The sequence below is a fragment of the Pseudomonas sp. Irchel 3F3 genome (assembly GCF_900187545.1).
GTDB lineage: Bacteria > Pseudomonadota > Gammaproteobacteria > Pseudomonadales > Pseudomonadaceae > Aquipseudomonas > Aquipseudomonas fortuita.
This window is the reverse complement of record NZ_FYDS01000006.1, coordinates 322,839-340,764: the sequence shown is the minus strand read 5'-3', so window position 1 is coordinate 340,764 and position 17,926 is coordinate 322,839. Positions and strand designations below refer to the sequence as shown.

The following is a 17,926-nucleotide window of genomic DNA, read 5'->3' as shown; positions in this document are numbered from 1 at the left end:
AGGAGAAACCATGGCCACCGAAGGCGAGCTACTCGATGTCATCGTAATTGGCGGCGGGCAGTCCGCGCTGACGGTGGCCTATTTTCTCAAGCGGGCCAAGTTGTCGTTCCTGCTGCTCGACGCCGAAGAGGCTGCGGGCGGGGCGTGGCGCCATGGCTGGGACTCGCTGACGCTATTCTCACCCTCCGCATGGAGCTCGATCGCGGGCTGGCCGATGCCGCTAGTCACCGAAGGTAATCCCGATAGGGATCACGTGGTCAGCTATCTGGAGCAGTACGAGGCGCGCTACGGGTTTCCTATCGTTCGCCCCGTCAGCGTCACGGCGGTGGAGCGAACCGGGCGTGGCCTTCGTGTTCGCTCGAAGGACCGCGACTGGGAAGCCTGTGCCGTCATCAGCGCAACGGGGACTTGGAGCACACCCTATGTTCCGGTTTATCCGGGGATAGAGCTGTACCGGGGGCAGCAAATTCACTCCGCCAATTATCAGTCACCAGAGGCTCTCCAAAGAAAGCGCGTGCTGGTCGTTGGTGGTGGCAACTCGGGGGCGCAAATCTATGCGGAGCTGTCCGAGGTCGCCGACGCAACGTGGGTAACCACGGAGGAGCCGGCGTTTCTGCCTGATGATGTCGATGGCCGGGTGCTGTTCGAGCGGGCTACCGAGCGCCTCAAGGCTCAACAGGAGGGCCGGGTTATCGATGCACCGGTCGGTGGGCTTGGCGATATCGTCATGGTGCCCTCGGTGGTCCGAGCTCGCGAGCGTGGGGCCCTTCGTGCTGTAAGGCCTTTCACATCATTCACGCCAGATGGGGTCGTCTGGCCCAATGGTGAGAAAACCCAGGTCGATGCGGTGGTCTGGTGTACCGGCTTCCGGCCGGCTCTGGATCACTTGCTGGCGTTGGGCGTGCTGGATGACAACGGCAGGGTCGAGGTTGACGGGTCGCGCTCTATTTGCGAGCCGCGCCTCTGGCTGGTCGGATATGGCGACTGGACCGGACTGGCCTCGGCGACGCTGATCGGCGTCACCCGTACCGCGCGCAGCACCGTAAACGAAGTAGTGGAATACCTGAACAGCTTGGAGCAGCCGGATGCATAGCGGAATCGAGATTCGTATTGCTGGTCCAGAAGACGCTGCATCCATACAGGCTATCTACGCGCCGATTGTGCTCCACACTGCCATCTCGTTTGAAGAGGTAGCGCCGAGCGCGGAAGAAATGCGCCAGCGAATCGAGACGACGCTTCATACCTATCCATATTTTGTGGCTGTGCAGCAAGGTCGGGTGGTCGGTTATGCCTATGCTAGCCAGCATCGAGCGCGAGCGGCATATCGGTGGGCGGTAGATGTGACCGTCTACGTTGCAGAGGGGCAGCGTCGGAGTGGGATTGGCCGGCAGCTTTATGACGTTCTCCTGCCGGTTCTGAAGCAGCTAGGATATCGTTCTGCATACGCGGGTATTTCTTTACCGAACGAAGGAAGCGTGGGTCTCCATGAGCAACTCGGCTTTCAGCACATCGGTACGTTTTCGCAGGTCGGGTTCAAACTCGATGCGTGGCATGACGTGGGGTATTGGCGGTTTGATTTCGGTGGCGAGGGTTGTCGGCCTGAGGCTCCTACAAGCTTCTTATCCCAAATCCCAATGCCGCGTTAGAACATGAGGTCCATATTGAAGGGTCCATTTGAGCGGCCACTGAGCGTTTCGTCCGCAGGGCTTGAATCTGAGCTAGCGGGTTGCGAAGACACGTCGGCGGCCTAGAAGACTCGATGGAACCATCAGAGATATGATCCTTGCGATCACAACTCGAAGGTGGCCTCTATGCCATACCCCGTAAAGCCATGGGCAGAAATAGCTCAGAATTATCAGCGCGGTACCATCTTGTTGGGCAACGGCGCGAGTATCGCTGTGTCGCAGAGTTTTGCGTACCGCTCACTGCTAGAACATGTAAGGGAAAATGAGCTGCTCCAGAACGACGTGGCGCGTCTGTTCGAGTTTTTTGAGACAGAGGATTTTGAGCTAATTCTGCGGGTCGTCTGGCAAGCATCCAACGTCAACAAATCGTTGGAGATCCCAGATCAGCGTACCCACGAAGCCTACGTGCGCGTCCGGGATTGCCTGATCCAGGCAGTGCGGGATGTTCACCCTGAGTATCACCAGATCACCGATCATCTGCCGAACATGTACCGGTATCTGAAGGAGTTCGACACGGTCTTGTCGCTAAACTATGACCTGCTGGTTTACTGGACGGTGGCCTATGGTCTCAACATCCCGGACGGCCATATGTTCAAAGACTGCTTCGTCGATGGCGGGGTATTCGATGACGACTGGCGTCGATTCCGGAAGCTGTACAAGGAGCGAGTGAATACGTTGGTGTTCTACCCCCATGGCAGCTTAGCTTTATGCCGCAACAACATAGAGGAAGAGTTCAAGATCCGCGCATTGGGCGGCGGCTTGCTGGAAGCCATTCTTCAGGAGTGGAAAAACGAGCGTGTGGTACCGCTGTTTGTCAGTGAAGGAACCATGCGTCAGAAGGTAGCTTCGATTCAAAATAGCTACTACCTGTCGACTGTCTATCGAGAGGTGCTTACGGCGCCCCGGAAGACACTGACACTGTTCGGTTGGGGCCTGGGGGAGCACGACAGGCATTTGCTCAAGCGAATGAAGGGGACGGGCATTGAGCGCGTAGCCGTCTCAGTCTTTCGGGGATATCAGCCTTATTGCAACATGGCTTACCAAATCATTCAGGATGACCTGGGGCCAGTTGAGGTCGATTTCTTCGACAGTGAGAGCCCGGGCTGCTGGGTTCAACCCGAATAGCGGGCAGGACATCCACTCCTGAAATCTCAGAGGTGGCTGTAAGGCCCGTCATTACTGGGCTAGACAGTTTTTATTCTCTGGCGCATTTGTCCGAGTCAACGGTTTTGGGGGCTCGCGACAGTTTTGCGTTTCCTCCGAATCGGGCTGAAGGCCACGGAAACTGGGCCTCTTTGCGACAGTTTTAATTCTCTAAATCCAAAAAGCCCTCCATATGGAGGGCTTTTTGCTTAATGATGATCAGGCAATAGCGCCCCAGGACATATGACTCGAATGCCTTGGGGAGCGAGGGGTACTGTCAGATCTGCATCGCCATGCCGTCCACATTCATCGCTGCCTGGCGCAAGGCCTCGGAGCGGGTCGGGTGGGGGTGGCAGGTCAGGGCGATGTCTTCTGCCGAGGCCGAGAATTCCATGGCCACACAGAACTCACCGATCATCTCGCTGACGCTTGGGCCCACCAGGTGCACACCTAGCACTTCATCGGTTTGGGCATCGGCGATGACTTTGGCGAAGCCTTCGGTCTCGTGGTTGATCTTGGCGCGGCTGTTAGCGGTGAAGGGGAATTTGCCGACTTTATAAGCACGCCCTTCGGCTTTGAGCTGCTCTTCGGTCTTGCCCACGGTGGCCAACTCCGGGCGGGTGTAGATCACGCCAGGGATGAGGTTGTAGTTGACCTCGTGGGGCTTGCCGGCAATACGCTCGATGCAGGCTACGGCTTCGTCTTCGGCCTTGTGCGCCAGCATCGGGCCGGAAGTGACGTCACCAATCACCCACACACCGGGCACAGAAGTGCGGTGGTGTTCGTTACCGAGCATGCCGCGCTTGTCGGTTTCCAGGCCCACGCTCTCAAGGTTCAGCCCCTTGGTATAAGGGCGGCGGCCGATAGCCACCAGCACGTAATCGGCCTGCAGCGATTCTGCGGTGCCGCCGGCAGCAGGCTCCAGCGTCAGGCTCACACCCTCGGCACTTGCAGTGGCTTGAGTCACTTTGCTGCCCAGCTTGAACACCATGCCTTGCTTGGCGAGTGCCTTTTGCAGGGTCTTGGCGGTTTCCGTGTCGGTACCTGGGCAGATGCGATCAAGGTATTCGATGACGGTGACTTGGCTGCCCAGGCGGCGCCAGACGGAACCCAGCTCAAGGCCGATCACGCCGGCACCGATGACGACCAGATGCTTGGGCACTTGCGGCAGCGACAGTGCGCCGGTCGAGTCGATGATGCGCTGGTTATCGATGGTCACCCCCGGCAGAGGGGTGGGCTCCGAGCCGGTGGCGATGACCACATCCTTGGCTTGCAGCGCAGTTTCGCTGCCGTCTTCAGCCTTTACTACAACCTTGCCGACGCCGTCCAGGCGGCCCCAACCTTTGATCCAGTCGACCTTGTTTTTGCGGAACAGGTATTCGATACCTTTGGTCAGGCCGGTCACGCTCTCGTCCTTCTGTTTCATCATCTGGGCGAGGTTAAGGGTGGGCTTTACTTCGATACCGAGGTGGGCGAACTCTTCACCGCTGGCGGCCTCGTACAGCTCGGACGCATGCAACAGTGCCTTGGAGGGCATGCAGCCCACGTTCAAACAAGTGCCGCCCAAGGTCGAGCGGCCTTCCACGCAGGCAACACTCAGGCCAAGCTGGCCAGCGCGGATGGCTGCGTTGTAGCCGCCAGGGCCACCGCCGATGATCACCACGTCATAGGATTTCATGGGTTCAACTCCAGGATGTAGAAGCGCGAGAGGGGCACAAGGTTAAGCTGAGATGCGAGAATTGTATACAATCTGCTGTATGGATAAGATCAGTTGGTTCTAGACCTTGGTCTCGTTTAGAGGAAACCTCCCACCAATGAACTACTCTGATCCGACGACGTTCGAAATATCAGGCGTTGTAGCCAGAAACGGATAGGGAGGGTTGTTCATGCTCGCGCAACTTCCACCTGCACTGCAGAGCCTGCATCTGCCGCTGCGGCTGAAATTGTGGGACGGTAACCAGTTCGATCTGGGGCCTAGCCCGCAGGTCACCATCCTGGTCAAAGAGCCACAGTTGATCAGCCAGTTGACGCACCCGAGCCTGGAGCAGTTGGGCACAGCGTTCGTCGAAGGCAAGCTGGAGCTGGAAGGCGACATCGGTGAAGCCATCCGGGTATGTGATGAGCTGAGCGAGGCGCTGTTGCCTGATTTTGAAGAGGCTTCGCCGGCGCGGCTTGCTCACGACAAAAGCACTGACGCTGAAGCCATTTCCTATCACTACGATGTTTCCAACGCGTTCTATCGGCTGTGGCTGGATCAGGACATGGCCTATTCGTGCGCCTACTTTCGCGAGCCTGATAACACGCTCGATCAGGCACAGCAGGACAAGTTCGACCACCTGTGTCGCAAGTTGCGCCTCAATGCCGGCGACTACCTGCTGGACGTGGGCTGTGGTTGGGGTGGCCTTGCGCGCTTCGCTGCACGGGAATATGACGCCAAGGTATTCGGCATCACCTTGAGCAAGGAGCAGCTCAAGCTTGGCAGGCAGCGGGTCAAGGCCGAAGGGTTGGCCGACAAGGTCGACCTGCAGATTCTCGACTACCGTGACCTGCCTCAAGACGGTCGCTTCGACAAGGTTGTCAGCGTTGGTATGTTCGAGCATGTCGGGCATGCCAACCTGGCGCTGTATTGCCAGAAACTGTTCGGCGCCGTGAGGGAAGGGGGGCTGGTGATGAACCACGGGATCACCGCCAAGCATGTCGATGGCCGCCCGGTCGGACGTGGCGCAGGTGAGTTCATCGACCGCTACGTGTTCCCCCATGGCGAGCTGCCTCACCTGTCGATGATCAGCGCCAGCCTCTGCGAAGCGGGACTGGAGGTCGTAGACGTGGAAAGCCTGCGCCTGCACTACGCCAAGACCCTGCATCACTGGAGCGAAAACCTGGAGAATCAGCTGCACAAGGCGGCGGCGCTGGTGCCGGAAAAAACCCTGCGCATCTGGCGCCTGTACCTTGCAGGTTGTGCCTATGCCTTTGAGAAGGGCTGGATCAACCTGCACCAGATCTTGGCAGTGAAGCCATACGCCGACGGGCACCATGACCTGCCCTGGACGCGCGAAGATCTGTATCGCTAAGCATGTAGATGCGGATTTTGTGGGAGCGGCCTTGTGTCGCGAGAGGGCCGCAAGGCCGCTCCCACACTCATACTGCTTAGCTTAAAGGATTGGCGAAATCAGCCGTGCAATCCGCATCCCCAACTGCTGCAGTCGATGAGTGTCCAGGCTGTCCTCCGCAGTGATTTCCCGCGACTGTTCAAAGTCATTGATCAGCATCTTCTCCACCTGGTCGGCGAAGCTGCGGTCGACGGTGAGCAGGGTGATCTCGAAATTCAGACGGAACGAGCGGTTGTCCAGGTTGGCACTGCCGATCGCGCTGACATCATCGTCCACCAGCACCACCTTTTGATGCAGGAAGCCCGGCTGATAGCGGAACATGCGCACACCCGCGCGCACCGCTTCGAAGGCGAACAGGCTTGAGGCGGCATAGACCACACGATGGTCTGGTCGTGACGGGATCAGCACGCGTACATCGACCCCACGCAGCACCGCCAGGCGCAAGGCGGCGAACACCGCCTCGTCCGGGATGAAGTAGGGGCTGGTAATCCACACCCGGCGGGTGGCGGAGTGGATTGCTTCGAGGAAGAACAGCGAGCAGGTTTCCTGCGGGTCGGCCGGGCCGCTGGCCAAGGCCTGGCACAGCACGCCGTTGTCCGGGTAGGTATCCGGCAGGATCAGCGGCGGTAGCTGGCGCGTGGCCCAGTACCAGTCTTCGGCGAACGACTCCTGCAGGCAGGCCAGCACCGGCCCGCCGATTTGCACATGGGTGTCGCGCCAAGGGGAAAGCTTCGGGTGCTCACCGAGGTATTCATCGCCCACGTTGTGCCCGCCGATGAACCCAATCAGGCCATCCACTACCACGATCTTGCGGTGATTGCGGAAGTTTACCTGGAAGCGGTTGAACCAACCGCGGCGGGTGGCGAAGGCATGAATCTGCACACCGCCGTCGCGCAGCTGCTGGCTGTAGCGGGCTGGCAAGGCATGGCTGCCGACGCGGTCATAGAGCACGAATACCTGCACCCCTTCGGCGGCCTTACGGAGCAGCAGTTGTTGCAGTGCCTTGCCGAGGTTGTCGTCATGGATGATGAAGAACTGCACCAGCACCACATCGCGGGCTTTGTCGATGGCGGCGAAGATGGCATCGAAGGTGGCCTTTCCATCGATCAGCAACTTCACCTGGTTGTTCGCCAGGCAGGGCATGCGGCCCAGCTTGGGCATGGCGCGCAGGGCTGTGTAGCTTTCTGATTCCCGGGCGGTGAGGGCTTCTTCCACCCAAGGCCGCCAGTTGAGATTGGCCATGGCCACGTGCATCTCCTGGTTGGCCTGGCGCCTGGCCTTGATGTAGGCATAGAACGAGCGGGCGCCGAAGATCAGGTAGGGGATCAAGGTAAGGTAGGGGATGAAAAACAAGGGCATGGCCCAGGCGATGGCGCCTTGGGCGGTACGCACGGTAAAGATCGCGTGCAGCGCGGCGACGATACCCAGTAAGTGAATCAGTCCGAGTAGGTAACCAAAAAAGTAGGGGCTGTGGTAATCCATATGCATCCTGCTTGCCGAGTACACTTGAGGTAACAGAACACGTTCCCGGTCCGCCTTGCAACCTGAAGGTGGATTTGGCGTCCAAGTTTCAGCCCGGCCCGCTTGGCCGGTTTTTTCAGGAGCGATCGTCCATGAAGATTCGTCTGCCACTGTTGGCGTTGGCCCTGGCCATGAGCAGCCCACTGGTGCATGCCCAGATGCTGCAACCAGGTTTGTGGGAGCTGACCACCAGCAATATGCAGGTCGATGGCAAACCGTTACCCGACATGCAGTTCATGCTCGGTCAGTTGAAAAATCTGCCGCCAGAGCAACGCGCGATGATGGAGGGGGTATTGGCGAAACAGGGGGTAACTGTCGGTGGCAATGGTGTGCGTTCGTGCCTGACGCCAGAGCAGGTGGCCACCAACGATATCCCACTGCAGGATCCGAAATCGGGCTGCACTCAAAAGATTACCGACCGTACCGGTAATGTGTGGAAGTTCCAGTTCAGCTGCCCCAAGGCACAAGGTACTGGCCAGGCTACCTTCCTCAGCGACCGGGAGTTCACTACTCAGGTCAGTGGTACCTTCAACGCTTCGGGTGTGCAGCAGCAAGGCAGCATGAACACCCGTGCGGTGTGGCTAGGTAATGACTGTGGCACGGTCAAACCGCGCAGCTGACGTCCCATTGCCATTGGCTGGTAGCGACGGCGTCGTGGGCATGCAGGCTTTCTGCATGTTCCACGCGCAGCTTGAAGGCCGTGCTCCATTCCATTTGCCGCAGTGAGTTGTGCAGGCGTCGTGCGGCGTCTTCGCAGAACATCAGGTTCTGCCCGTTGGCCAAGGCGAAGGCTTGTTCGTCTGCACGTTTCACAGCAGTCTGCACAGCGGTCCCCAAGCTTCCCTCTACGCAGTTAATCAATTCGGTGATGGGTAGATCCTGCTGAGTGCCGCGCAGCCGTACCTGAATTTGCGCGGTACTGCGTTGGCTATGGGGCGTCGCCACAATGCCTTTGGCGCTACCCAGCCACTGCAATATGGCGGATTTTTCGACCTGCTGCTCGCTGAAATCGTCCAGGAACTGCTGCTGAATCAGTTGCCGTGCAAGTGCAGCCGAGCACGGGCAGGTGGAGGAGTACGGAACGGAAACAGATAGTTCCACGTGGAACATTTCATTTTCTATCCTTGCATCGACTGTTACCGCATAGCTTTTCCAGCCTGCCAATGGGCTGATCAAAGCCGGCCGTTTCAGCATGTGCTCGAAGCGCAGGCGCAGGTAGGCTGCCGAAGAAAGGCCCTCATGGCTGCTCAGGAAATCAGCCAGTAGCCGCCTGATTGCCAGCGGAGTGAGGGGCTGGTGCTCCAATGTCTCAAGGGCAAGGTAAAGCCGCGACATATGGATACCGCGTGAACTGCCGTCAACCAGGCTTACGCCTGCATCGATTTTGGCGGCTGCGGTACGCCCTTCGAATTGCACAGGCAAGGCGATGCCGCACATGCCCACCCAGTCCAAAGGCAAGGTGTACTCCAGGGCTTGTGCTGCGATGTCGGGGAGCTTGAGCTGGGTCATCTGGCTTTCCAAACAAAAAGAGGCATCAGTGGCAAGCGCCGATCAGGCTGCAATGCAGCTTGAAGCGCTGCCCACTGGAGCTGGATACGCGGTTCAGAGTGGTCCAGCCAACGCGACGGCTGTAACCCACCCAGGCTTCGCCATCGCTGGCCAGGCCGGTAAAAAAGGTCAACGTGCCATAGCGGCTGTTGGTTTGTGCCCATAGGCGCCGGCTGGTGAAGTCGTAGCCGCGCAGGTAGAACATATTTCCTTCGTTGCGCACGCTGTAATAGCTGCCTTTGCCGTCCTGGCAGGCAAGCAGTGTCGCGCTGCGTGTACACATCGCCATCGGGCTGTTCTTTGGCATGGCGAACAGCGAAGTAGGCATGGCGAGCAACAGCAACACCATGGCGCGCAGCAGATTCATTTTTCATCCCCGGTGAATACTCGTCTGTCGAGAACGGCTTGGCGAAATTGTATTGTTACTTTATAACATTGTGCAATGCATCGTTTCGAATGCGCTCGCCTGAAGAGGTTTCGCCATGTCCAATCGTCTCCCTGTCACCGTGCTGTCTGGCTTCCTTGGCGCCGGCAAGAGCACTTTGCTCAACCATGTGCTGCGTAACCGCGACCACCTGCGGGTCGCGGTCATCGTCAACGACATGAGTGAAATCAACATCGACGCCAGCGAGGTGCAGCGCAACGTCAGCCTCAACCGCGCTGAAGAGAAACTGGTCGAGATGAGCAACGGCTGCATCTGCTGCACACTGCGTGAAGACCTGCTCGAAGAGGTTGCGCGGCTGGCCGAAGAAGGCCGCTTCGATTATTTGCTCATCGAGTCCACGGGTATCTCGGAGCCGCTGCCGGTTGCCGAGACGTTCACGTTTCGCGACGAGCAGGGCCGCAGCCTTTCCGACATGGCGCGGTTGGATACCATGGTCACTGTGGTCGATGGCCTGAATTTTTTACGCGATTACCAGGCAGCAGACAGCCTGGCCAGCCGTGGTGAAACCTTGGGCGAAGAGGACGAGCGGTCGATCAGTGATCTGCTGATCGAGCAGGTGGAGTTCGCCGATGTGTTGTTGCTGAGCAAGATCGACCTGATCAGCCAGCACGAGCGCGAAGAACTCATGGCCATTTTGCGCAGCCTCAACGCCCGGGCGCAGATCGTGCCCATGGTCATGGGCCAGGTGCCGCTGGCGCGCATTCTGGACACTGGCCTATTCGACTTCGACCAGGCTGCTCAAGCGCCTGGCTGGTTGCAAGAATTGCGCGGCGAGCATGTGCCGGAGACTGAAGAGTACGGCATCGCGGCCACGACCTGGCAGGGGCGGCGGCCACTTCATCCACAGCGCTTTTTTGATTTTATCCACAAGCCCTGGAGCAATGGTCGGCTGCTGCGTTCGAAGGGTTTTTTCTGGTTGGCCAGCAAGTACCAGGAAGCCGGTAGCTGGTCCCAGGCAGGTGGCATGATGCGCCATGGTCTGGCGGGCCGTTGGTGGCGTTTCGTGCCGCGCGAGCAGTGGCCCCAGGATGTGGATAACACTGCCGATATCTTGAAACACTGGCACGCCGAAACCGGTGACTGCCGGCAGGAATTAGTGTTCATTGGTCAGAATATCGACTTCAAAAAGTTATCCACAGAGCTTCAGGCCTGCTTGTTGACGGATGAAGAAATGGAGTTGGGGCCTATGGGCTGGTTGCGTCTGGCTGATCCATTTGGCCCTTGGCACGAGGAGGCAGCAGCATGAACCAGGCGCTCAAGCCTGTGGATATCTTCCAGGTGTTTGGCGAAACGCCGCTGGTGTTGACCGACGTGCTGCAGGACGGCGTGAACCTGGCGGTCTGGCGCCGGCGCTTGCCGCCACAGCTGGAGGATTTTGCCGAGCTGGTAGTCAGCCTTGGGCAACCCCTGTCAGATCAGTGGGTAATGGATGTGGACGAGCAGCAGATGCCGGTTATGTCGGATTTGCTACGCGAAGCGGCGGACCTGCAGGGTTACGAAGCGTTCGTGGCCGATGTAGCCTGGCTGGTGGCGGCATATACCTGCCTGGTTGGCGCGCGGCGGGTCGGTTTGCGCCTGCGGGTGCTGACCGGGCCCATGTGCCCGCGCTTTCATGTGGATAACGTGCCGTTGCGATTGCTCACCACCTATGCGGGCCCGGGTAGCGAGTGGTTGCGAGAGCAGGAGAGCCCACGCGGGGAGTTACACACAGCTCAAGTGCCTGTGAATAACATTCAGAAACTGCACGTCGGTGAAGTGGCTGTACTCAAGGGCGAGAAGTGGCAGGGCAACGAAGGTGCAGGGCTGGTGCACCGCTCGCCCTCGGGCCAGCAAGGGCGCCTGCTGCTCAGCCTTGACTGGCTAGCCTGACGGCGCATAGTGAGCCTTTACCCCGCCTGAAGCCACCCCATGCTGCAGAACATTCCCACCCATGTCATTGCAGGCCCCCTGGGCGCCGGCAAGACCACCCTGATCCGCCATCTGCTGGCCCAGCGCCCGCGCAACGAACGCTGGGCGGTCTTGATCAACGAATTCGGCCTGGTTGGCCTGGATGCGGCGTTGCTCAGCCGTGACGAAGATGGCATCGCCATCGGCGAGGTTGCAGGTGGCTGCCTGTGTTGTGTCAACGGCATGCCGTTTCAGGTGGGCCTGGGCCGGTTGTTGCGCAAATCCCGGCCTGACCGGCTGTTTATCGAGCCGTCTGGCCTGGGTCACCCGTTGCAGCTGCTTGCTCAGCTGAAACAGGCTCCGTGGGCTGGAGTGCTGACAATTCAGCCATTGTTGATGGTTGTCGATGCGCAATCCATGGCGCGAAACGAGCCGCTTCCGGACGCCCAACAGCAGGCTTTCAACGCCTCTGAATACGTGCTTTTCAACAAGTCGGAGGCTGTGGATGAAAAATCTAAGTTGTTGATAACTAATAAATTTAACGACAAGAATGTGATGTGGTCGGTACAGGGCCAGGTGCCGCTATCAAGCCTTCCTGGCGCCCTCGTAGAGATTGTCGACAGCCCATTTCAGGAAGACCAGATTGTCGACAATCTTGGGGGAGCCCCAACAATATTGTGGACAGACCCCAGCCAGCCGATCTGTCTTGCGCAGGAGGGGGAGGGAGGTTGGAGCATTGGCTGGCGCTGGCATCCCGCACAGCAGTTTTATCCACAGCGCCTACTGGCGTTCTTGCGGACCTTGCCATGGCGGCGTGCCAAAGGGGTTATCCACAGCGTGGAAGGTTGGCAATCATTTAATGGGCTCAAGGGTGACATGCCGATATGGCAGCCCAGTGAATGGCGCAGGGATAGCCGTATCGAGCTGATTTTTGATCAGCCGCAATCGCAACCCACGCTGCAAGCGGGGTTGAGCGAATGCCGCGTCAGCTGATCAGTTGCGCCAGCGATTGTGTTCCTGACGCCACTGCTGCATCTCGATGACATTGTCGGTGCGTGGTGGTGTCTTGATTTCAAACGGGTAGGGCGCCAGCTCGATCTGCACGCTGTGCGCGCCGAACTGGGTCACAGTACCCGGGTGGCGTTGCTCGCCGGTGACGGTGAACTCAAAGGCATAGATGCGCGCCAGGCGCTTGCGGCCATTGGCGTCACGGACAAAGGCGATGCGCTTGAGTGCGACGGCATCGTCGAGCAGCTCGAGGTCGAGCTTGGCACAGTGCTGTTTGACCCGTTCCAGGGCTTTTTCGCGCAACCCATGGTTGTGCCACAACCAGCCGCCTGCCGTGGCCAACAGCATCAGGACGAAGACGTTCTCCAGGGTCAACATTTGCATATGCTCCAAACAGGTAGATCCAGCTTAACTGCGTCCCTGGCCTGTCGTACAGGTGGCAATCGAGTTCATACTGCGCTGCGCACAATCCTTGAAACAGCTTTGGAAACCTCCCGCATGAAACGTACCCCGCACCTGCTCGCCATTCAGTCCCATGTGGTGTTCGGCCACGCCGGCAACAGCGCCGCGGTGTTTCCCATGCAGCGTATCGGGGTCAATGTCTGGCCGCTCAATACCGTGCAGTTCTCCAATCACACACAGTATGGCCAGTGGGCGGGTGAAGTGCTTGCCCCGGCGCAAATTCCTGCGTTGGTGGAAGGTATTTCCAATATTGGCGAGCTGGGTCACTGCGATGCTGTGCTTTCCGGCTACCTGGGCAGTGCCGAGCAGGGGCGGGCGATCCTGGCTGGCGTCGAGCGGATCAAGGCGGTGAACCCAAAGGCTCTGTATCTGTGTGACCCGGTCATGGGGCATCCGGAGAAGGGCTGCATCGTGCCGCCGGAGGTGAGCGAGTTCCTGCTCGACGAGGCGGCGGCCCGGGCCGACATCCTGTGCCCCAACCAGCTGGAACTGGACAGCTTCTGTGGGCGCCGCGCACAGTCGCTGGAGGATTGCGTGAACATGGCGCGCAGCCTGCTGCAGCGTGGCCCGCAGGTGGTACTGGTCAAGCACCTGGTTTACCCCGGGCGGGCCGAAGACCAGTTCGAAATGCTGCTGGTGACTGCCGAGCACAGCTGGCACCTGCGCCGCCCGCTGCTGGCGTTCCCGCGGCAGCCGGTGGGGGTGGGTGACCTGACCTCAGGCCTGTTCCTGGCGCGTGTGCTGCTCGGCGACAGCTGGGTGCAAGCCTTCGAATTCACCGCTGCAGCCGTGCATGAGGTGCTGCTGGAAACCCAGGCCTGCGCCAGCTACGAACTACAACTGGTGCGGGCCCAGGACCGCATCGCCCATCCGCGGGTGCGCTTTGAGGCGCAGCCGCTGGCGCTTTAGATCGCGTCGGTTTTCAGGTCCTGGTAGCGCTTCTCAAGCTCTTGGCGGATCTGCCGACGCTGCTGGCCTTGCAGGAAGCGGCGCTTTTCTTCGCTGCTGTGCGGCTGGCGCGGCGGCACCGGCACCGGGCGGCGGTTGTCGTCGACCGCGACCATGGTGAAGAAGCAGCTGTTGGAGTGGCGCACCGAGCGCTCGCGGATGTTCTCGGTCACCACTTTGATGCCGACTTCCATCGATGTATTGCCGGTGTAGTTGACCGACGCCAGGAAGGTCACCAGTTCACCCACGTGCACGGGCTCGCGGAAGATCACCTGGTCGACCGACAGGGTCACCACATAGCTGCCGGCATAGCGGCTGGCGCACGCATAGGCCACTTCGTCGAGGTACTTGAGCAGGGTGCCGCCATGTACGTTGCCAGAAAAGTTGGCCATGTCCGGGGTCATCAGGACGGTCATGCTCAGCTGGGCGTTTCCAGGTTCCATAGTGTGCTCACGGTGAGGTTGCGCTGAATCGGGCGAATGGGGGGCGTTATCTGCTGACACTTCTGTTCCCCTCTTTTGAATTTGCCTTGTTGGTACGGGACGTTGGCTGACGCGCCATCGTCACGCTGATCATGCCATCAGCGGCGCTTTTCCAGCCGATCTGTTTCTGCATATTGCACCGGCTTTTTGCGGCGGGGTGCGATGTTAACCTGAGTACGCCCATGCAACATGGGCATTCCTGCATTCAATACAGTATGTACTTGCTGCTCGCTCAGGTTTGCCTTGGCAGAGGAGCGGTCTGCCCAGGCATTCAAAAAAAAGACGAGAAAAGGAGTATCACGCCATGCATGCCATCAGCTTTATCCAGGACCTGGCAGTCATCATGCTGGTCGCTGGCGTGGTCACCATTCTCTTTCACCGCCTCAAACAGCCCGTCGTACTGGGCTATATCGTCGCCGGCTTCATCATCGGCCCGCATACCCCGCCATTCGGCCTGATCCATGACGAAGAAACCATCAAGACCCTTGCTGAACTGGGAGTGATCTTCCTGATGTTCTGCCTGGGGCTCGAATTCAGTCTGCGCAAGCTTTTCAAGGTTGGTGCCACGGCGTTCATCGCGGCCTTCCTGGAAATCGTGCTGATGATCTGGATCGGCTTCGAGATTGGCCGCTGGTTCGGCTGGAACACCATGGATTCGCTATTCCTCGGCGCGATCCTGGCCATTTCCTCGACCACCATCATCGTCAAGGCACTGAATGACCTGAAGATGAAGAACGAGCGCTTTGCCCAGTTGATCTTCGGCGTGCTCATCGTGGAGGACATCCTTGGTATCGGCATTATTGCCCTGCTGTCAGGCATCGCTGTCAGCGGCACGGTCAGCTCGGGCGAAGTGTTCTCCACAGTGGGCAAGCTGTCACTGTTCATGATCGTTGCCTTGGTTATCGGGATTCTGCTGGTGCCGCGGCTGCTGGCCTATGTGGCCAAATTTGAAAGCAACGAAATGCTGCTGATTACCGTGCTTGGCCTGTGCTTCGGCTTCTGCCTGTTGGTGGTAAAGCTGGAATACAGCATGGTGCTGGGCGCCTTCCTGATTGGCGCGATCATGGCCGAATCACGTCAGTTGCTGAAGATCGAACGCCTGATCGAGCCGGTACGCGACCTGTTCAGTGCCATCTTCTTTGTCGCCATCGGCCTTATGATCGACCCACAAGTGCTCGTCGATTACGCCTGGCCGATCGTGGTCATCACCCTGGCGGTGGTATTGGGCAAAATGCTCTCCTGCGGCATGGGGGCGTTCATTGCCGGTAATGACGGGCGCACATCGCTGCGGGTGGGCATGGGGCTTTCGCAGATTGGCGAGTTTTCCTTCATCATCGCCGCGCTGGGCATGACGCTGCAGGTGACCAGCGACTTCCTTTACCCGGTGGCGGTCGCGGTATCGGCAATTACCACGCTGCTGACGCCCTATCTGATCCGTGCGGCCGACCCGCTGTCGCAGAAACTTGGCAATGTGGTGCCCAGCCGCCTGGCGCGGGTGCTTTCGTTGTATGGCGAGTGGTTGCGCAATATACAGCCGCAGGGCGAGAGCGCCATGCTGGCGGCGATGATCCGGCGCATCCTGTTGCAGGTGGGGGTGAACCTGGCGCTGGTGATCGCCATTTTCTTCAGTGGTGGTTACTTTGCAGAGCGCATCGGCAACTGGCTCAGTGAGTGGGTCAGCGATGCCAGCCAGCAGAAGGCGGTTATCTGGGGCGCGGCGTTGTTGCTGTCGCTGCCCTTCCTGATCGCTGCCTATCGCAAGCTCAAGGCACTGTCGATGCTGCTGGCAGAAATGGGCGTGAAGCCGGAAATGGCCGGGCGCCATACCCAGCGAGTGCGCCGGGTGATCGCCGAGGTTATCCCGCTGTTGTCGCTGCTGGTGATTTTCCTGCTGCTGTCGGCATTGTCGGCGAGCATTCTGCCCACCAACGAGTTGCTGTTGGTCATTGCCGTGGTGGCGGCGGTGGTGGTGGCCTTGCTGTGGCGCTGGTTCATCCGCGTGCACACGCGCATGCAGATCGCCTTGCTGGAGACGCTGGAAAACAGTCGCGAGAATACGCACTGAAGGGCGCAATGCTCCCTGAGCAAGATTTCATCGTCGTTCGCGGGGACTGAGCGGTAGCAATGTCGCCAGGCGGAGAAAGCCTGGCGATTCTAGCCACATTGATGGCACCGGGCCGTAAACTTCCTGTGCCTGTCCGGCCTCTTCCCGGGCTTGCCCGCTTCCACAGGTACCCCACAGGAGCTGGAGGCGATGGTGTTCCTGTGGGGGCAGAGATTGAAATCAGCTCTCCAGCCAGACATCCCGCGCCCAGTGCCACACTGATTCCCAACTGTCTTCACCGGCAATTTCCTCTTCGGCGTCCCACAGCACCACGGTGCCGTCTTCTTCGACGCAGTAGTAGTTGTCGCCATCCTGGCACAGCGGAATCAGGTCACGCGGCACGCCGGCGTCCCAGGCGTTGGCGGCAACGTCAGGCAGGTAGGTGTGCGATTGTGGGTCGGTGACGGTTACCGGCTCCAGCGAGCCATACACCACGTCGCTGACGGTCAGTAGAAACTCTTTGAACACGAACGGTATGTTGATGAACAGCTCTTCTTCGATTTCGACCAGCTGGTCCTCGTCGGGAAGCTCAAGGGGCACCGGCACTGGCTGATTGGCTTCACGGAGTTGTTCGATCACTTCTTCCACGGTTCACTTCCTCTGACCTAGATGACAACGCTGCGCGTTATACCCTAGTAGGCCACTCTGGCAAAAGCAAAAACCCCGGGACAGGCCCGGGGTTTTTTATGTAGCACGCAGCGGTTAGCCGTTTTGACGGATACCGGCCACCAGCCAAGGCTGGTTCTCGCCTGGGGCGCGAACCATGTGCCAGCTTTCGCTGAACACTTCGCCCTGGTCGAAGCGCGAGGTTTTCGACACGCCGCGGAAGGTCAAGGTGGCGTCCGTGCGGTCGGCGCGGTCGTCGATACCGTCCAGCTGTACTTCGAGGTTGTCGATGTAGGTGGCCTGGAAGCCGTCACCCAGCTCAGCACGCTCACGCTTGAGGAACTCGAGCATTTGCGGGGTAACGAACTCGCTGATCTTGTCCATTTCGTTGGCATCCCAGTGCTGCTGCAGCGACTGGAAGTGGTTACGGGCGGCAGCCAGGAAGCTTTGCTCGTTGAACCAGGCCGGGGCGTTGATCACCGGAGCGGCGGCAGGTGCGGCCGAACCACCAAAGACCGATGGCTGTGCTGGCTGGTTGTGGGCTTCACGCTGCATCGGCGCATGGCCTGGCATAGCCATTTGCGGCTGCTGCTGGCGGCGGCGCGCTGCAATGAAGCGGAACACCAGGAAGGCGATGAGCGCCACGATCAGGAAGTCCATGATCTGGAAACCTTCGAAACCGTCGCCCATGAACATGGACGCCAGCAGTCCACCGGCGGCCAGGCCGGCCAGTGGGCCCAACCAGCGCGAAGCACCGCTGGCGGCAGCCGGGGCACGGCCAGGTGCGGTCGGTGCGGCTGCAGGCGTGGTTGGCGTGGCTTGGCGGGTCTGGTGGATAGGCGCGGAGCCCGAGCTCTTGCCGCCGCCGAAACGTTTGGCGTTGGCGTCCAGGCTCAGCGTCAGGCCGACGCAGAGCGCCAGTGCGATGCTAAGAAAACGTTGCATAAGTGGGATATCCCCTGTTGTGGATTGCACGC

Annotated in this window: 18 protein-coding genes; 10 read left to right on the top strand and 8 right to left on the bottom strand. The window is 59.4% G+C overall.

The genetic code is table 11. From position 1 onward, the window contains the following. The first annotated feature begins 10 nt into the window (after positions 1–10). From CKW35_RS15275 to CKW35_RS15265, 3 genes are all read left to right on the top strand, one after another. Positions 11–1,093: an ArsO family NAD(P)H-dependent flavin-containing monooxygenase gene (locus tag CKW35_RS15275; protein WP_095116278.1), complete on the top strand. Its 1,083-nt coding sequence runs from the start codon at positions 11–13 to the stop codon at positions 1,091–1,093. Beyond that, positions 1,086–1,646, top strand: coding sequence for an arsinothricin resistance N-acetyltransferase ArsN1 family B (locus tag CKW35_RS15270; protein WP_095116274.1), 561 nt, complete (start codon positions 1,086–1,088; stop codon positions 1,644–1,646). The genes CKW35_RS15275 and CKW35_RS15270 overlap by 8 nt, the downstream gene beginning before the upstream one ends. Before the next feature lie 165 nt (positions 1,647–1,811). After that, entirely contained in the window at positions 1,812–2,810 is a 999-nt protein-coding gene (locus CKW35_RS15265) for a DUF4917 family protein (RefSeq protein WP_095116272.1), read from the top strand. Between the two features lie 295 nt (positions 2,811–3,105). Here CKW35_RS15265 and lpdA read toward each other — a convergent pair whose 3' ends face one another. Continuing rightward, a complete protein-coding gene (gene lpdA / locus CKW35_RS15260) occupies positions 3,106–4,506 on the bottom strand; it encodes a dihydrolipoyl dehydrogenase (protein ID WP_016489887.1) in 1,401 nt (466 codons plus the stop codon). A 208-nt stretch (positions 4,507–4,714) separates the two neighbouring features. On the opposite strand from lpdA, the gene cfaB reads away from it, so the two are divergent. Beyond that, a complete protein-coding gene (gene cfaB, locus CKW35_RS15255) occupies positions 4,715–5,899 on the top strand; it encodes a C17 cyclopropane fatty acid synthase CfaB (protein ID WP_016489886.1) in 1,185 nt (394 codons plus the stop codon). An 81-nt stretch (positions 5,900–5,980) separates the two neighbouring features. Here cfaB and cls read toward each other — a convergent pair whose 3' ends face one another. Then, a complete protein-coding gene (gene cls, locus CKW35_RS15250; protein ID WP_016489885.1) occupies positions 5,981–7,420 on the bottom strand; it encodes a cardiolipin synthase in 1,440 nt (479 codons plus the stop codon). Between the two features lie 131 nt (positions 7,421–7,551). On the opposite strand from cls, the gene CKW35_RS15245 reads away from it, so the two are divergent. Beyond that, positions 7,552–8,079, top strand: coding sequence for a DUF3617 domain-containing protein (locus CKW35_RS15245; RefSeq protein WP_016489884.1), 528 nt, complete (start codon positions 7,552–7,554; stop codon positions 8,077–8,079). On the opposite strand, the gene folE2 is transcribed toward CKW35_RS15245, so the two are convergent. Further along, positions 8,063–8,968 (bottom strand): GTP cyclohydrolase FolE2, encoded by a 906-nt coding sequence (gene folE2 / locus CKW35_RS15240; protein ID WP_095116270.1) that lies wholly within the window; start codon positions 8,966–8,968, stop codon positions 8,063–8,065. The genes CKW35_RS15245 and folE2 overlap by 17 nt on opposite strands. Positions 8,969–8,993: 25 nt before the next feature. After that, on the bottom strand, positions 8,994–9,374 hold the full coding sequence (locus CKW35_RS15235) for a hypothetical protein (RefSeq protein ID WP_023048553.1): 381 nt from the start codon (positions 9,372–9,374) through the stop codon (positions 8,994–8,996). A gap of 115 nt (positions 9,375–9,489) precedes the next feature. Here CKW35_RS15235 and zigA point away from each other — a divergent pair, with 115 nt between their 5' ends. Genes zigA through CKW35_RS15220 form a run of 3 tightly spaced genes read left to right on the top strand, consistent with a single transcriptional unit; the run spans position 9,490 to position 12,332 of the window. Further along, positions 9,490–10,698, top strand: coding sequence for a zinc metallochaperone GTPase ZigA (gene zigA, locus CKW35_RS15230; RefSeq protein WP_023048552.1), 1,209 nt, complete (start codon positions 9,490–9,492; stop codon positions 10,696–10,698). Further along, on the top strand, positions 10,695–11,321 hold the full coding sequence (locus CKW35_RS15225; protein WP_016489880.1) for a DUF1826 domain-containing protein: 627 nt from the start codon (positions 10,695–10,697) through the stop codon (positions 11,319–11,321). The genes zigA and CKW35_RS15225 overlap by 4 nt, the downstream gene beginning before the upstream one ends. A gap of 39 nt (positions 11,322–11,360) precedes the next feature. Next, positions 11,361–12,332: a GTP-binding protein gene (locus CKW35_RS15220; RefSeq protein ID WP_095116266.1), complete on the top strand. Its 972-nt coding sequence runs from the start codon at positions 11,361–11,363 to the stop codon at positions 12,330–12,332. On the opposite strand, the gene CKW35_RS15215 is transcribed toward CKW35_RS15220, so the two are convergent. Continuing rightward, positions 12,333–12,725: a DUF3301 domain-containing protein gene (locus CKW35_RS15215; protein ID WP_016489878.1), complete on the bottom strand. Its 393-nt coding sequence runs from the start codon at positions 12,723–12,725 to the stop codon at positions 12,333–12,335. A gap of 120 nt (positions 12,726–12,845) precedes the next feature. Here CKW35_RS15215 and pdxY point away from each other — a divergent pair, with 120 nt between their 5' ends. Further along, positions 12,846–13,718 (top strand): pyridoxal kinase PdxY, encoded by an 873-nt coding sequence (pdxY, locus tag CKW35_RS15210; RefSeq protein WP_016489877.1) that lies wholly within the window; start codon positions 12,846–12,848, stop codon positions 13,716–13,718. On the opposite strand, the gene CKW35_RS15205 is transcribed toward pdxY, so the two are convergent. Continuing rightward, complete coding sequence (locus tag CKW35_RS15205) at positions 13,715–14,200, bottom strand: acyl-CoA thioesterase (RefSeq protein ID WP_003253263.1); 486 nt, start codon at positions 14,198–14,200, stop codon at positions 13,715–13,717. The genes pdxY and CKW35_RS15205 overlap by 4 nt on opposite strands. A 343-nt stretch (positions 14,201–14,543) precedes the next feature. Here CKW35_RS15205 and CKW35_RS15200 point away from each other — a divergent pair, with 343 nt between their 5' ends. After that, a complete protein-coding gene (locus CKW35_RS15200; protein ID WP_016489875.1) occupies positions 14,544–16,304 on the top strand; it encodes a cation:proton antiporter in 1,761 nt (586 codons plus the stop codon). 219 nt (positions 16,305–16,523) lie between these two features. On the opposite strand, the gene CKW35_RS15195 is transcribed toward CKW35_RS15200, so the two are convergent. Further along, the gene (locus tag CKW35_RS15195; protein ID WP_016489874.1) at positions 16,524–16,931 is read right to left on the bottom strand and encodes an SMI1/KNR4 family protein; all 408 of its coding nucleotides are present in this window, start codon (positions 16,929–16,931) and stop codon (positions 16,524–16,526) included. A 114-nt stretch (positions 16,932–17,045) separates the two neighbouring features. Beyond that, a complete protein-coding gene (locus tag CKW35_RS15190; RefSeq protein ID WP_016489873.1) occupies positions 17,046–17,894 on the bottom strand; it encodes a Tim44 domain-containing protein in 849 nt (282 codons plus the stop codon). Positions 17,895–17,926 lie beyond the last annotated feature (32 nt).